This is a genomic window from Sphingomonas sp., assembly GCF_050725575.1.
Classification (GTDB): domain Bacteria; phylum Pseudomonadota; class Alphaproteobacteria; order Sphingomonadales; family Sphingomonadaceae; genus Sphingomonas.
Genome location: NZ_JBOHHW010000008.1, coordinates 79304 through 94231, shown reverse-complemented (window position 1 = coordinate 94231; position 14928 = coordinate 79304). Strand labels below are relative to the sequence as shown.

Here is a 14928-nt window from a genome sequence, read left to right as displayed (position 1 = left end):
TGTCCGTAAGGCGGACATGGAACGGAACGACGCTACTCTTGTTGGCGTACCCTGACCCTGGCCCGAAATTCAGGGAGTTGGGCAATGATGACGATCGTCGCACTATTGGTTTTCGCCGGCGCCTTCGCCGCCGCGGTCGCGGTGTTCTCCTATACATTGCTCCCCGCGATGCCGCGGATCGCCGCGATCCTGTCGGGGCGCGAAGATCCGGTGCTGTCGGCAACCCACCGCCTGGTGGTCAGGGATCGACGCTTTTCGACTCCGCGGCGAGCGGTTGTGGAGCCGGTTGCGCTCCGCGCAGCCGCTTGACCCGCGCATAGGATGAGACGCTGAACGGCAGCGACGCGATATAGGCGAGGCACAGCAGCGACAATGTGTGCCACGGCGCCGAGATGATGGCCGCCCCGAGCAGAACGAACACGGCCAGCGCTTCAAACCGGATGTTGCGCCGCAGCTTGAGCGAGCTCCAGGAATAGGTCGCGACGCTCGACACCATTAAGAGTGCAACCGCCGCAACCCAGGGCGCGACAAGATAGGGCGAGCGGAACAGTGGTTCACCGGTCCAGAACCACAGGAACAGCGGCAGCAAGGCCATCGCCGCGGCGGCGGGTGCGGGAACACCGGTCAGAAACCCGGCCGATTTATGCGGTTGTTCGGTAAGATCGATATTGGCGTTGAAGCGCGCCAGGCGCAGCGCGCAGAACACCGCCAGAACCAGCGAACAGAGCCAGCCGATCCGCGGCAGCGTGGACAGTGACCAGAGATAGAGGATCAGCGCAGGCGAGACACCGAACGAGATCGCGTCCGCCAGCGAATCGAGCTCGGCACCGAATCTGCTTTCGCCGTGCAGCATTCGGGCAATTCTGCCGTCCAGGCCGTCAAGTACCCCGGCAATCAGGATCAGTGCGACGGCAATCTCCCAGTCGTGAGAGATGGCAAACCGGATTCCGGTCAAGCCGCAGCACAGCGCCAGTGCAGTCACCGCGTTCGGCGCGACCGCACGCAATGGCAGGCCGCGCGTGAATTGCCGGGGACGGCGACTCACGGGCGGCCAGTCATGGATAATCTCACTGCGATATGCCGGTCGGCACAACGCCGCCGAGCCGGCCCAGAACCGTTTCCCCGGCGACGCTGCGCTGTCCAAGCGCAACCTGGCACGCGATATCGTCGGGCAGATAGACGTCCACCCGGCTGCCGAAGCGAATCAGCCCGACGCGCTGGCCGGTGGCGACCATGTCGCCCGGCTTCACGAAACCGAGAATCCGCCGCGCCACCAGGCCGGCGATCTGTGTCATGCCGACGCGGCGGCCATCGCGCCCCTCGACGACGATATGCTGGCGCTCATTTTCCTCGCTCGCCTTGTCGAGATCGGCATTGAGGAATTTGCCCGAGATATAGACCACCTGGCGGATCGTGCCCGCGATCGGCGTGCGGTTGATGTGCACATCGAACACCGACATGAAGATCGACACGCGGATCAGCGGCGCATCGCCCAGGCCATTCTCTCCAGCCAGTTCACGCGGCACCGGCACACGCTCGATCATCGTGATCAGGCCGTCGGCCGGGGCAATGATCAGCCCCTCACCCGCCGGCGTCACGCGAACCGGGTCGCGGAAGAAGGCCGCGACCCACAGGGTGAGCCCAATCAGCGGCCATGCCCAGAAATCCCAGAAGATGATCGACAGCATGACGAGCACGCCTGCGATCAGAACATATTTGCGCCCTTCGGGGTGCATGTCGGGGAACCGCCATTTGATGGTCGGGTTCGCCACTGGCGGTTTATCGAGTGATGACATGAGGCGGGGTGTAGCCATGCAGCCGGTGCAAGACAACGTGCGTCGTCAAAGGCGCGCCTGTGATGACATCGTTCCCGGTACCCGCGCCCACGCTTTCCACTGGCCGAACCCGCAACAATGGAGTAGTTTTTGCGACGGCCCGCAACGTCCCTGAGCAGGAACGAACTGCCGAGACATTGCCGGCTTCGCGCGGCAGCGAAAAAAGGTCGCATTCGCAAGCCGCCTTCACCTTTACGGGAGGGCGCAATGGGCATCACCATTACTGTTACGAGTTCGGATATCCTGAACGACGATGGCACGATCCAGCCATTATTCGTCGACTGGATGAAGGTCTGCTACACAATCCACAATCCCGATGGTTTCAATCAGGGAGACAGGCTCGCGATCGACCTGCCAGCCGATACGGAGATCATGTCGCCGGAACGGGCGGGCAAGATCGGCGGCAAGACCAGGTTTCGCTATGATCTCGACGATAAGGGGCCCGGCCCCGCGGGCAGAGTTGCCCAACCAAACCAGCAGGACGTCACGATCTGCTTTGTCGCCAGGAAGGGCGCAGGACGCGAGGGCGACCTGAGCCTGGAGATACAGCATTATCTCGGCGGCGCGGGCGGTATGGTGGAGCGATGGCAGAGGCTGCCTTATGACGGCGGACCACAGGGTATCGGCCCGCACTGGATTCCTCCGGCAATGGCGCAATTGATCCCGCAGGATCATGAACAGGGTGCATTGCTGGCCGCCAGTATCGGTAAAGCACTGGCATCCAGGCGCGTCCTGGTCAGTTTATCCGGCGAGCAAGCTGAGGGGCCCCAATCCCGCAAACCCCAATCTCGCAAACTCGAGTCTCGCAAAAAGGCCTGATCCACCCCTGATGTGAGCATGGGTGCCGGAAAGGCGCGAGGGCCGGTCACGCGCCAACCGAATGCCCATGCTCGCTTCGCTGTCCGCGACGGTTGACCATCCGCCCGCCTTGCTCCTAGACGCTTGGCGAAACCTCCCTTTACGGAAAGATTATCGATGGCGAAGATCAAGGTGAAGACGCCTGTCGTGGAGATCGACGGCGACGAGATGACGCGGATCATCTGGCAGTGGATTCGTGAGCGCCTGATCCTTCCCTATCTCGATATCGACCTCGATTATTACGACCTCGGCATCCAGAAGCGCGACGAGACGGATGACAAGATCACCGTCGAATCCGCCCGCGCGATCCAGAAATATGGCGTTGGCGTGAAGTGCGCGACGATCACCCCGGACGAAGCGCGGGTCGAGGAATTCGGCCTGAAGAAGATGTGGAAATCGCCCAACGGCACGATTCGCAATATTCTGGGCGGCGTCGTGTTCCGCGAGCCGATCGTGATGAAGAACGTCCCCCGCCTGATTCCGGGCTGGACTCACCCGATCGTCGTCGGCCGTCACGCTTTTGGCGACCAGTATCGCGCGACCGATTACCGCGTTCCCGGCCCGGGCAAGCTGCGCATGGTGTTCGAGGGCGACGACGGCACCGTGATCGACGAGGAAGTGTTCCAGTTCCCCTCGGCCGGCGTCGCGATGGCGATGTACAATCTCGACGATTCGATCCGCGATTTCGCGCGCGCCTCGATGCATTACGGCCTCAACCTCGGCTGGCCGGTCTATCTGTCGACCAAGAACACCATCCTCAAGGCCTATGACGGCCGCTTCAAGGATATCTTCGCTGACGTTTTCGAGAGCGAATTCAAGGACAAGTTCAAGGAAGCGAATATCGTCTATGAGCATCGCCTGATCGATGACATGGTCGCGTCGGCGCTGAAATGGCATGGCGAATTCGTCTGGGCCTGCAAGAATTACGACGGCGACGTGCAGTCGGATCAGGTGGCGCAGGGCTTCGGCTCGCTCGGCCTGATGACCTCGGTGCTGTTGACCCCGGACGGCAAGACAGTCGAGGCGGAAGCCGCGCACGGTACCGTCACGCGCCATTTCCGCATGCACGAACAGGGCAAGGCGACCTCGACCAACCCGATCGCGTCGATCTTCGCCTGGACTGGCGGCCTGAAATATCGCGGGAAGTTCGACGGCACACCCGAAGTGACCGAGTTCGCCGAACTGCTCGAAAAGGTCTGCATCGACACGGTCGAAAGCGGCAAGATGACCAAGGATCTCGCAATCCTGATCGGTCCGGATCAGCCCTGGATGACCACCGAGCAGTTCTTCGAAGCGGTTCGCATCAATCTCGAAACCGCGATGGGCGCCCAATAAAATCTAACGCGGCAAGATCTAACGCGGCGGCTCGGCTTCCGGCGATCGGACATGTTCCGGCCGGAGGCCGAGCCCCAATATCCGCGCCGGCAACCGACGCATCAGCGGCACTGAATTGAGCAGACGGGCGACAAATGGCGGTCGCTTCATTGGCCTGGCACCGGCCAGCAGTGGCTGAATGACGTTGTCTTGAATTGCCTGCTGCGCCCCCTGGGTGAGGCGTGTTGGCAACATACGGCGCCGTTCGACCTGTTCCAGCAGCGCATCGACATCATCACCCTGCGCCATCGGTCCCGCCAGCACATTGGCCGCGGCGACCGCATCCTGGATCGCAAGGTTGATCCCTACGCCGCCGATCGGCGACATGGCATGCGCTGCGTCACCAATCACGAGCAAGCCGGGACGATGCCAGCGGCCCAGGCGGTCGACCGTCACCGTCAGCAACTTCACGTCATCCCAGCGCTTCACGCTCTCGCGGACGGCTGCCGTTTCCGGCCCGACAGCGCGAACACGGGCCAGGAAGGCATCAAGGCCCTCGGCCCTGATTTTCTCCGCTCCGCCCTTGGCGAAGACGAAGGCGCACTGCCAGTAATTACCCCGGTCGATCAGGACGAACAGCCGTCCGGTGTCGAACACGCCCATGCTGTCATTCTGCGGCTGCGCGATTTTCGGGATGTGAAACCAGAATACGTCCATCGGCGCGCCGATCGTGACAAGCGGAAAGCCGCTACGAAAATGCGAATCGCGTCCGTCGCAGGCGAGGACGAGGCGGCTGCGGATCTCCATGCCGTTGCTGGTTCGAACCCCAACGACACGACCGCTTTCCTCGATCAGGCCGATCGCCGCGCAGCTCTGTTTCAGGGTAAATGCGGCATAGCGTCGCGCCTGATCCGCAACGAAATCGAGAAACTCCCATTGCGGCATCAGCGCGATATACGGCGCGGGGACGCGGAGATGGCGGAAATCCACCAGCGTCAAATCCCGGCCCGCGATGCGACCGCCCAATTGTTCGACCCGATTATGCGGGCGCTGCAAAAGCGCATCGAGCAAGCCGAGCTCGTGAAAAACCCGCAAGGTCGAGGGATGAACGGTGTCGCCGCGAAAATCGCGCAGGAAATCACCATGCTTCTCAAGCACCAGCGTCTTGACGCCCGCCCGAGCGAACAGCAGGCCGGCGACCATGCCCGCTGGCCCGCCGCCGATAATGACCAGATCGGAATTTAGCTCAGTCACCGGCTGACAAACCGCGAGCGTTACGATTAGATGCAGGAATGGCATCACCGCTCAGTAACGCAGGCTTCAGCGACGCACTCGTCATTCTCGGCGCGGCCGGCATCGTCATCCCAGCATTCGCGCGTTTCAAGATCAGCCCGGTCATCGGCTTCATCCTGGTCGGGTTGCTGGTCGGCCCATCAGGCCTCGGCTCGCTGGTCCGGGATTATCCCTGGCTCTACTATGTTACAATCTCGGACGCGCATTCGATCGAGCCATTCGCTGAATTCGGTATCATCCTGCTGCTGTTCTCGATCGGCCTGGAGCTCTCGCTCAAACGATTATGGGCGATGCGACAATTGGTGTTCGGGACCGGCGCCGCCCAGTTGCTGGGATCCGCACTGTTCATCGGTTTCGCGCTTCATTTGCTCGGGCAAAGCTGGGCCGGCTCGACCGCGCTCGGTCTGGCGCTCGCTTTGTCGTCGACCGCCCTGGTGCTGCCGATCGCGGGGACCGCAAGTCCGGTGGGAAAGACCTCGTTCGCGATGCTGCTATTCGAGGATCTTGCGCTGGTTCCGATCATCTTTGCGCTGGCGGCGCTCGCACCGAGCGCGGCGGGCGATGGATTCAGCGGGATATTGGGAGTCGCGATCCGCGGCCTGTTCACCATCGCGGTGATCTTCGTTGCCGGCCGGGTCTTTCTGCCGCGCCTTTTTGCGCAGGCGGCACGCACCAAAAGCCCGGAACTCTTCCTCGCCGCGTCGCTGCTGGTGGTCATCGTCGCCAGCCTTGCGACCACGGCCGCCGGCCTGTCGCCGATCGTCGGCGCACTGCTTGCTGGCCTGCTGATCGCTGAAACCGAATATCACAGCGAGGTCGAGGTTATCACCGCGCCGTTCAAGGGACTGGCGCTCGGCGTGTTCCTGATCACCGTCGGCATGAGCCTCGATATCAGGCTCATCCTCGAAAATTGGGTCAGCCTGTTGCTGGCAATCACTGCCGTGGTCGCGATCAAGACAGCAATGACCTTCGGCCTGCTCAAGCTCTCCGGCATCCGCAACGGCGTCGCAGCCGAGGCCGGTGTATTGATGGCAAGCCCGTCGGAAACCACCCTGATCGTGCTCGGCGCCGCAGGGCAGGCGCAGCTGATCCAGCCATCGACCGCAAATTTCTGGCAGACCGTTACCGCAATCGGGCTCACCCTGACCCCGTTGCTCGCCGAATTGGGCAAGAAGGTCGCGCGCGGCATCGAGCAGCGCGACAAGAGCGACGAGGAAGCGGAAATTCCCCCCGAGGGCCCCGGCACGGTGGTCATCGGATTTGGCCGGGTCGGGCGGATGGTCGCCGACATGCTCAAGGTTCATGGCCAGCCCTTCATCGCAGTGGAGGCCGATATCGATGCCGTATCGGCCGCGCGCGCCGAAGGCTATCCGGTGATCTTCGGCGATGTCGCCCGGGCCGAGCTGGTCGACCGCCTCAATCTCGGGCGCGCCAAAGCGTTGATCCTGACCATGGACGATCCGGTCCTGTCGGTCCGCCTCACCCGCCGCGTGCGTGGCTGGGTTCCCGGGCTGACCATCGTTGCCCGCGCCCGCGATACGAAACACGCCGCCGAACTCTACCGCGCCGGCGCGACTGATGCCGTGCCGGAAACGCTGGAAAGCTCGCTGCAATTGTCGGAGGCCGTGCTGGTCGATCTCGGCGTCGCGGTCGGACCGGTGATCGCGTCGATCCATGAAAAGCGCGACGAACTGCGCAAGGAGATCATGGCCGCGGCAAGCCTGGAGCGCGAGCCGCGCATCCGGCGATTGCAGCGGAAATCATCCGGGCCAAGTACCTTGGGCGAGAATAACACTCCCTAGCGGGACCGGATCCGCCAGTCGCTGCGGTTGCGACCTGACTGGCGAGGCGGCTGGGCTCATTGGCTCCGTTCGCGTCAGACATCATGTTAAGTATTTGATATATAATTAATTATGCCAAAACGACAGCGGGAGATATGGCACACGACTGGTGTCCCATATCTCCCGCCACCCGTCTGTTTAGCCCTATCCTCACAACCTTCTCGGCAGCGATTCAACCGCCATGGGAAATCGGGCATACCATCGCTTGCCGCACTCGCACCGGCGCGCTCTTTCTTATGGTCGGAAAAAAACGGCCCTGCCGCTGCGCCATGGCCTCGCGCATGACCAGATCTCTGCCTATGCGTCGGAGACCCCCAAAGTAACCTCGGCTTGGGTGGAATCACCCTCCTCCGTTCGGGCTGAGCTTGTCGAAGCCCCGTTCTTTCTTGTGACAGCGGCGGCAGAAGAAAGAACAGCCCTTCGACAAGCTCAGGGTGAACGGAAGGGGGTAAACCAACTTGGTTTGAAACCGCCCTAGGCCGCCGCTTTCGCTTCTTCCAGCGCAGCCCGAATCGCCGCGACGGCTTCATCGGCCTTGTCGCCTTCAGGCCCGCCGCCTTGCGCCATATCAGGGCGACCACCGCCGCCCTGCCCGCCCAACACGGATACCGCACGACGCAAAAGGTCGACGGCATTGTTGGTCGCGACCAGATCATCGGAAACGCCGACCGCAATCGACGCCCGGCCTTCATTGACCGCCACGATCGCGACGACGCCCGAACCGATGCGCTGCTTGGCTTCATCAACCGCGCCGCGCAGGCCCTTGGCATCGAAATCGGCAATCACCTGACCAACGAAATTAACCCCGCCGACCTGCTCCGGCCCGGCCGGAGCGGCCCCGGCTCCACCGCCGAGCGCCAATGCCTTCTTCGCTTCGGCCAGTTCCCGCTCCAGGCGGCGGCGATCTTCGACCAAAGCCGCGACGCGCGCGGGGACTTCATCGGGTGTCGCCTTCAACGTCGCCGCCGTCTCGCGCAGTTTCTCGTCGCGGCCGGTGAAATATTGCCGCGCCGCCTCGCCGGTGAGCGCCTCGATGCGGCGAATACCCGACGAAACAGCGCTTTCGCCGACAATTTTGAACAGGCCGATATCGCCCAATGCCGTGACATGGGTGCCGCCGCACAGTTCGAGCGAATAGGTCTTGCCGTCTTCGCTGCCCATCGACACGACGCGCACCTCGTCGCCATATTTCTCGCCGAACAGCGCCATCGCGCCTTCCTCGATCGCCTCGTCCGGCGTCATCAGGCGCGTGGAAACGGGGCCGTTGGCGCGGATGTGGTGGTTCACATCGGCTTCGACCTCGCCGATCCGCGCCGGATCGATCGCGCTTGGCTGCGAGAAATCGAACCGCAGGCGATCGGGCGCGACCAAGCTGCCCTTTTGCGCGACATGCAGGCCAAGCCGCTGGCGCAGTGCCTCGTGCAGCAAATGGGTCGCGCTGTGATTGGCGCGGATCTGGTCGCGGCGCGTGACATCGATCTGCAGCTTCACCGTATCGCCGACCTTGACCCCGCCGGCATCGACGATCGCATGATGGACGAAGACGCGACCGAGCTGCTTCGACGTTTCGGTGACGCTGGCACGCAGGCCTTCGTCATTCGAAATGGTGCCCGTGTCGCCAACCTGCCCGCCGCTTTCGCCGTAGAAGGGCGTCTGGTTGACCACGATCGACACCGTGTCACCGGCAGTCGCGTGCTCGACGCGTACGCCGTCCTTGACCAGCGCCACGACCTGCCCCTCGCCCGTCGTGGCTGTATAGCCGAGGAACTCGGTGCCGCCCGATGCTTCGGCGATGTCGAACCAGACATCGTCCGACGCCTTCGCGCCCGATCCTTTCCAGGCGGCGCGTGCGGCCTCCTTCTGCTTGGCCATCGCGGCGTCAAAGCCTTCGCGATCGATCCCGAACCCCTGCGAACGCAGCGCGTCCTCCGTCAGATCATAGGGAAAACCGAACGTGTCATAGAGCTTGAACGCGGTTTCACCGGGCAGCGTCGCACCCGGCGTCAGGCTCGCCGTCGCTTCATCGAGCAGGCGCAAACCGTTGGTCAGCGTGCGCCGGAACTGCTTTTCTTCCTGCAGCAGCGTCGATTCGATCGATGCCTGGGCGCGCAGCAACTCGGGATAGGCGGCCCCCATCTCGGCGATTAGCGCGGGCACCAGCCGATGCATCAGCGGCTCCTTTGCCCCGAGCAGGTGCGCATGGCGCATCGCACGGCGCATGATACGGCGGAGCACATAGCCGCGTCCCTCATTGGCCGGCAGCACGCCGTCCGCGACGAGAAAGCCGCTGGTGCGCAGATGATCGGCGATGATGCGGTGGCTGGCCTGATTGTCGCCGGTGGTGGACGTCCCGGTCAGCGCGCCCGATTCCGCGATCAGCGCCTTGAACGTGTCGGTATCGTAATTGTCGTGCACGCCCTGCAGCACCGCGGCGACGCGCTCCAGCCCCATACCGGTGTCGATCGACGGCCTGGGCAAGTCGGCGACGATCTGATTGTCGGCCTGCTCATATTGCATGAACACCAGGTTCCAGATCTCGACGAAGCGGTCGCCATCCTCATCCGGGCTGCCCGGAGGACCGCCCGGGATATGGTCGCCATGATCGTAGAAAATTTCCGAGCACGGCCCGCACGGGCCATTATCGCCCATCGTCCAGAAATTGTCCGAGGTCGCGATGCGGATGATGCGCTCTTCGGGCAGGCCGGCGATCTTGCGCCACAGATCGAACGCCTCGTCATCGGTATGATAGACGGTGACGGTCAGCTTTTCGGCCGGAATGCCCCAGACCTTGGTCAGCAAAGTCCAGGCATGGGTGATCGCCTGGTCCTTGAAATAATCGCCGAACGAGAAATTCCCGAGCATTTCAAAGAACGTATGGTGCCGCGCAGTATAGCCGACATTGTCGAGATCATTGTGCTTGCCGCCGGCACGCACGCACTTCTGGCTCGACACTGCCCTGACATAGGGCCGCGTTTCGAGGCCGGTGAAGACATTCTTGAACGGCACCATCCCCGCGTTGACGAACATCAGGGTCGGATCGTTCTGCGGCACGAGCGGCGCGGACTGGACGCGGGCGTGACCGGTGGACTCGAAATAATCGAGGAAGCTGCGGCGGATGTCGTTGGTCGATGTCATGCCGGTCGATCTAGGCGAGGACCGCGCCCTACTCAAGCCACCGACGATGCCGGGGCGATGACGGTCAACGCCAACGCGTCGATCCGCAACTTGAGCGGCAGCGCCAGTTCCATCACCTCGCCATCCAGCGCGATCTCGACCGATCGGGATGGCCCCCCAATCTCCAGTTCGGGGACGTCGCCGATCGCGACGAAATCCCGCTCGCGGTGAACGCGCCGCAACAATGCTCTTATGGCGAAACCGATCAGGGCGAAGCGATGGCTTGGGCCGATCGCGAAGACGGACAACAGCCCGTCGTCGAGTGCCGAGCGCTTGCCGGGATGCCCTTCCTCGATTTCGTAATGATTGTTGCCGACGAACAGCATCGGCGTAACGATCTCACGATCATGCCCGGCGCTCGTCAGCCGCAGGCGATGATGGCGAGCGCGACGCAATGTCGTGGCGCTGGCAGCAAGGGCGGCGAGCCATTTCGCCACCTTGTGCCGGCGTTGCGTATCGTCGCGCGCGCGCACCATTTCCGGGTAAAGACCGACCGATGCGTTGTTGAGGAATATCTGCTTCCCCGCCCGGGCGACATCGATCTGCCGCCTGACTCCCGACGCGATGACCGCCGCCGCACCGGCGAGATCGAGCGGGATGCCCAGCTCGCGCGCGAGGTGATTGCGCGTGCCGAGCGGCAGAATACCCAGCGCGACATCTTCGCGGCGCTCAATCAGCACGCGCGCCGCGCAACCCAGGGTGCCATCGCCGCCGCCAATCACGATCAGGGATATGCCGGTGCGACGTTCGACCGCGTTGCCCAAATCATCCGCATCGAGCAATTCGAGATCGACCTCCATACCGGCCTCGGCAAATGCCGCGCGTACCTCGTCGGCCAGCGCAGCCCCCCTCCCCGCTGCGGTACCACCTTGCCTGTTGATCAGAACCGGTATGCGCTGCGTCACCTGAACGGCTTGTCGATCGAGGTCGGCGGCAGCGAAAACCATTTCGGCCCGGTCGCCGTCATATGGAAGCAATCCTCCAGCCGGACACCGAACTTGCCCGGCAAATAGAGTCCGGGCTCGTTCGAAAAACACATGCCCGGCGCGAGCGGCGTCTTTTCACCGCGCACCAGGTTGACCGGCTCATGACCGTCCATGCCGATCCCATGGCCGGTGCGATGCGACAGGCCGGGCAGCTGATAATCGGGCCCATAGCCGTTGGCGGTGTAGTAACGGCGCACGGCATCATCGACTTGACCGGCCGGTGTCCCGACCTGCGCGGCAGCGAAGGCGGTCGCCTGCCCGGCGCGAACCTGGTCCCACACCTTGCGCTGCTCCGCGCTCGCCGTTCCGAACACGAAAGTGCGCGACACGTCGGATTGATAGCCCTGCACGGTGCAGCCGCAGTCCATCAGCACGACCTCGCCATCCCTCACCAGCTGCGGCTTGCCGCTGCCATGCGGATAGGCGGCAGCTTCCCCGAGCAGGATCAAGGCGAATTCCGGACTGCCGCCGAGTTTGCGTGTCGCTGCATTCATCAGCGCACCGATTTGCTGCGGCGTCATGCCCCTTTCGATGCGTGGATAGGTCCAGCGATAGGCGGCAATGGTCACATCGGTCGCCGCCTGCATCAACGCGATCTCCGCCGCCGTCTTGATCATGCGGCATCCCCGCACGACCGGATTGGCGGACACGATCGTCGCGCCGGGCAGCGCATGGGCCAGGCCGTCGACCGCGAAATAGCGCGTCGTTTCCTCGATACCGATCGGGCGGCCGGCAAGTTTTCGGTCGCGGAGGAATCCGGCGACGACACCAAGCGGATTCTGGTCTTCCTGCCAGACCCGCACATCGGCCTCGATACCGAGCGATTCGCGAATCGACGGCTCCTCGAAAAAGGGCGTGACGATGCAGGGCAGACCTTCGACCGGGATCACCACAGCGGTCAGGCGCTCGCTCCGACTCCAGCGAACGCCGGTGAAGTAGATCAGGCTCGATCCCGATTCGATCAGCACGGCGCCAATGCCGTTGGCTTTCATCAGCGCCTGGGCTTGAGCGACGCGCGCCGCACGCTCTGCCGCGCCGATTGCCTGGGTCGCAGACGTCATATCGCTCAGCGCGGAAAGGTCCGGATCCGCGGCGCGCGCGATGCCGGCAACGCCGAGCAGCGGAAGCGTTGCAGCCCCCGTCATCATCCGGCGTCGATCTATCAAAAATGGCCGCTGCATCGTCATTCTCTTTCCTAACCCGACGGACACAGCGATACGGTCCTTGACCGCGCCGTCGCAATCCCCTTCCCTACCGGCAATCGTTTCTCGGAGAGTTTCATGGCCAAGCGCCTTACATGGTTTATTCTGCTCGGGCTGGTGCTGGGCCTGGTGGTCGGATGGACGCTCAATGCCATAATCGATGACGGTACCCCCGCAGCGGCGGCGGAACTCAAGAACATCGCTTATTATCTCTCGATCGTGACGACATTGTTCCTGCGGCTGATCAAGATGATCATTGCCCCCTTGGTCTTTGCGACATTGGTCGGCGGCATCGCGCATATGGGTGATACCGGCGCACTCGGCCGGGTCGGACTGCGCTCGGTCGCATGGTTCCTGTGCGCAAGCCTCATGTCGCTGACACTCGGCCTCATCCTGGTCCATCTGTTCCAGCCGGGTGTCGGATTGAACCTGGCAATTCCGGCAGTGACCGCAGCGAGCGGCGTGGATCAAAGCGCGTTCGATCTCGCCAAGTTCGTTACCCATGTCGTTCCCGCATCGGGTGTCGCGGCAATGGCGGACAATGAAATCCTCCAGATCGTCATCTTCGCACTGTTCATCGGTGTCGCCATCACCGCAGTCGGCGAAAAGGCAGCGCCGCTCGTGCGCGGGATCGAGGGGCTGGCGGCGGTAATGCTGCAGGTGACCAATTACGTCATGCGGTTCGCGCCTTTCGCGGTGTTCGCGGCGGTCGCCAGCACGCTGACGGAGCGCGGCCCCGGCGTGATCGGCGATCTCGCTTACTTCATGGGCACATTCTATATCGGGCTGTTCACCTTGTGGGCGCTGCTGATCGGGATCGGCTTCCTGTTCATCGGCAAGCGCACCGGGCTGCTGGTCCGCTATATTCGTGAACCATTGCTCCTCGCCTTTTCGACCGCCTCCTCGGAAGCAGCCTATCCGCGCACGCTCGAAGCACTCGATCGTTTCGGCGTGCCGCCCAAGATCTCCAGCTTCGTCCTGCCGCTCGGCTATTCGTTCAACCTCGACGGCTCGATGATCTACATGACCTTCGCGTCATTGTTCATCGCGCAAGCCTATGGGATCGAGTTGAGCCTGGGGCAGCAGATCACCATGCTGCTGGTCCTGATGGTCACATCGAAAGGCATTGCCGGGGTCCCGCGCGCCAGCCTGGTGGTGATCGCGGCGACCTTGCCATTATTCAAGATTCCGGAAGCCGGGCTGTTGCTGGTTCTGGCGGTGGACCACTTCCTCGACATGGGCCGCTCGGCGACCAACGTCATCGGCAATGCCGTCGCCGCAACGGTTGTGGCGAAATGGGAGGGCGATCTCGATCCACTCGAGCCGGCGGAGATCGAGCCGCCTCATGCGCCGTCCAAGGGGCTGACGGGCTAGGCGCCGGGAGTTTGATCCAATCACTGGCTGAATGAAGATCGTCGTCCGGTGACGACCGGCCGATGATTTCATTTTAAGTATTTGATTTATGGTGGATTATCCACCCACCAATCGGAGTGGTGACAGAAAGAGATACGGCACAACCGGTGTCCCATATCTCCGAACGCTCATCCCAAGCCACATGGCCAGCGGCGATTCAACCATAACACAGGATCGAGCATGTCATCCCTGCCCGGCTGATACCGGCATGCTCTTTCTCAGTGTCGAAAACGGGATTGCCGCAAGGCTGTAAGTGCAAAGCCTTTGCATGACCTGGGCCGCCTGTTGTTGCGCTCGACGCTCTTGTGACGACAAAGCGAACCGACCCGTTCCAGTCGCTGCTTTCTGCTGGACCAGTTGTTTCGTACATGAAACAACGACACCGAACTGGGGATGGGCGATGGGGCGATCGGTGATGATCTGGCAGCGGCTGCAATTGGTTCTGACCGGGCTGATCGCGGTCGCGTTGCTCAACGGCTGCGCACCGATCATGCTGGTCCCGCCTTATGACGAGCAGATCGATAACGGCCTGACGACGCTTTACAGCGATACGACGGCGTTTGTTGATCGGATGATCTCGCTGCGCGGCACGCCCGAGGGCAGCTATGCGAAAAACAGCGATTTCTACGAGGCCGCCACGGCGAAAGTCGGCGCGCTGGTCGTCCGCGCCGAGGCACACCGCGTGCTCAACGACTGCCCCTCCAGCGCACTGGTGTCGCGCGCCTTCGCGTTGGCGCGCATTCCTGAGGATGTGCGCGGTACGATCGGCACCTTGCCCAGGGACGATTGCCAGGTCGTGCTGCTGCGACTGATCCAGGACGGCTATGGCAACATGGCCAAGGTGCACCAGATTCAAGGCGATGCAGGCCTGCCGCCAATGGCGCATGGCCAGTTCATCGATGGCGGCGTCGGCGCGCAGCTCCGCGCGGCGATCACCGTCGAAATTGCCAAGCGGGCGCGATAATCCAGAGGAACGGGTGATGGGGATCGATGTCGGAACGCTGACGGACAA

At 62.8% G+C, this 14928-nt stretch carries 12 protein-coding genes; 6 read left to right on the top strand and 6 right to left on the bottom strand.

Translation table 11 applies throughout. The annotated features are described in order from the left end of the window. Nucleotides 1–84 precede the first annotated feature (84 nt). On the top strand, nucleotides 85–309 hold the full coding sequence (locus ACRECS_RS08020) for a hypothetical protein (RefSeq protein ID WP_431582437.1): 225 nt from the start codon (nucleotides 85–87) through the stop codon (nucleotides 307–309). Here ACRECS_RS08020 and pssA read toward each other — a convergent pair. Both pssA and ACRECS_RS08010 read right to left on the bottom strand, forming a co-directional pair. Further along, nucleotides 239–1045: a CDP-diacylglycerol--serine O-phosphatidyltransferase gene (pssA, locus tag ACRECS_RS08015; RefSeq protein WP_431582436.1), complete on the bottom strand. Its 807-nt coding sequence runs from the start codon at nucleotides 1043–1045 to the stop codon at nucleotides 239–241. The genes ACRECS_RS08020 and pssA overlap by 71 nt on opposite strands. A gap of 22 nt (nucleotides 1046–1067) precedes the next feature. After that, complete coding sequence (locus tag ACRECS_RS08010; protein WP_431582435.1) at nucleotides 1068–1796, bottom strand: phosphatidylserine decarboxylase; 729 nt, start codon at nucleotides 1794–1796, stop codon at nucleotides 1068–1070. Nucleotides 1797–2042: 246 nt separating this feature from the next. Between ACRECS_RS08010 and ACRECS_RS08005 the strand changes: the two genes are divergently transcribed. Further along, nucleotides 2043–2654, top strand: coding sequence for a hypothetical protein (locus ACRECS_RS08005; RefSeq protein ID WP_431582434.1), 612 nt, complete (start codon nucleotides 2043–2045; stop codon nucleotides 2652–2654). A gap of 156 nt (nucleotides 2655–2810) precedes the next feature. Then, the gene (locus ACRECS_RS08000; RefSeq protein ID WP_431582433.1) at nucleotides 2811–4028 is read left to right on the top strand and encodes an NADP-dependent isocitrate dehydrogenase; all 1218 of its coding nucleotides are present in this window, start codon (nucleotides 2811–2813) and stop codon (nucleotides 4026–4028) included. A gap of 18 nt (nucleotides 4029–4046) precedes the next feature. Here ACRECS_RS08000 and ACRECS_RS07995 read toward each other — a convergent pair whose 3' ends face one another. Continuing rightward, nucleotides 4047–5210, bottom strand: coding sequence for an FAD-dependent oxidoreductase (locus tag ACRECS_RS07995; protein WP_431582485.1), 1164 nt, complete (start codon nucleotides 5208–5210; stop codon nucleotides 4047–4049). Between the two features lie 89 nt (nucleotides 5211–5299). Between ACRECS_RS07995 and ACRECS_RS07990 the strand changes: the two genes are divergently transcribed. After that, nucleotides 5300–7102 carry a cation:proton antiporter gene (locus ACRECS_RS07990; RefSeq protein WP_431582432.1) on the top strand — a complete coding sequence of 601 codons (1803 nt, stop codon included), beginning with the start codon at nucleotides 5300–5302 and terminating at the stop codon, nucleotides 7100–7102. Nucleotides 7103–7615: 513 nt separating this feature from the next. Here ACRECS_RS07990 and alaS read toward each other — a convergent pair. The 3 genes from alaS to ACRECS_RS07975 are packed head-to-tail and all read right to left on the bottom strand — an operon-like array spanning nucleotide 7616 to nucleotide 12449. Continuing rightward, the gene (gene alaS, locus ACRECS_RS07985; RefSeq protein WP_431582431.1) at nucleotides 7616–10276 is read right to left on the bottom strand and encodes an alanine--tRNA ligase; all 2661 of its coding nucleotides are present in this window, start codon (nucleotides 10274–10276) and stop codon (nucleotides 7616–7618) included. Between the two features lie 32 nt (nucleotides 10277–10308). Next, nucleotides 10309–11220 carry a diacylglycerol/lipid kinase family protein gene (locus ACRECS_RS07980; RefSeq protein ID WP_431582430.1) on the bottom strand — a complete coding sequence of 304 codons (912 nt, stop codon included), beginning with the start codon at nucleotides 11218–11220 and terminating at the stop codon, nucleotides 10309–10311. Then, nucleotides 11217–12449 carry a M24 family metallopeptidase gene (locus ACRECS_RS07975; protein ID WP_431582429.1) on the bottom strand — a complete coding sequence of 411 codons (1233 nt, stop codon included), beginning with the start codon at nucleotides 12447–12449 and terminating at the stop codon, nucleotides 11217–11219. The genes ACRECS_RS07980 and ACRECS_RS07975 overlap by 4 nt, the downstream gene beginning before the upstream one ends. Before the next feature lie 132 nt (nucleotides 12450–12581). Here ACRECS_RS07975 and ACRECS_RS07970 point away from each other — a divergent pair, with 132 nt between their 5' ends. Both ACRECS_RS07970 and ACRECS_RS07965 read left to right on the top strand, forming a co-directional pair. Then, nucleotides 12582–13877, top strand: coding sequence for a dicarboxylate/amino acid:cation symporter (locus tag ACRECS_RS07970; protein WP_431582428.1), 1296 nt, complete (start codon nucleotides 12582–12584; stop codon nucleotides 13875–13877). Nucleotides 13878–14328: 451 nt separating this feature from the next. Continuing rightward, complete coding sequence (locus tag ACRECS_RS07965) at nucleotides 14329–14880, top strand: hypothetical protein (RefSeq protein WP_431582427.1); 552 nt, start codon at nucleotides 14329–14331, stop codon at nucleotides 14878–14880. The last annotated feature ends 48 nt before the right edge of the window (nucleotides 14881–14928 follow it).

Coding starts and splice junctions, on each gene's coding strand:
- ACRECS_RS08005 (WP_431582434.1), top strand. CDS start 2,043: ATGGGCATCACCATTACTGTTACGAGTTCGGATATCCTGAACGACGAT.
- ACRECS_RS08010 (WP_431582435.1), bottom strand. CDS start 1,796: ATGTCATCACTCGATAAACCGCCAGTGGCGAACCCGACCATCAAATGG.
- ACRECS_RS07995 (WP_431582485.1), bottom strand. CDS start 5,210: ATGGTCGCCGGCCTGCTGTTCGCTCGGGCGGGCGTCAAGACGCTGGTG.
- ACRECS_RS08000 (WP_431582433.1), top strand. CDS start 2,811: ATGGCGAAGATCAAGGTGAAGACGCCTGTCGTGGAGATCGACGGCGAC.
- ACRECS_RS07990 (WP_431582432.1), top strand. CDS start 5,300: ATGGCATCACCGCTCAGTAACGCAGGCTTCAGCGACGCACTCGTCATT.
- ACRECS_RS07970 (WP_431582428.1), top strand. CDS start 12,582: ATGGCCAAGCGCCTTACATGGTTTATTCTGCTCGGGCTGGTGCTGGGC.
- ACRECS_RS08020 (WP_431582437.1), top strand. CDS start 85: ATGATGACGATCGTCGCACTATTGGTTTTCGCCGGCGCCTTCGCCGCC.
- alaS (WP_431582431.1), bottom strand. CDS start 10,276: ATGACATCGACCAACGACATCCGCCGCAGCTTCCTCGATTATTTCGAG.
- ACRECS_RS07975 (WP_431582429.1), bottom strand. CDS start 12,449: ATGATGACGGGGGCTGCAACGCTTCCGCTGCTCGGCGTTGCCGGCATC.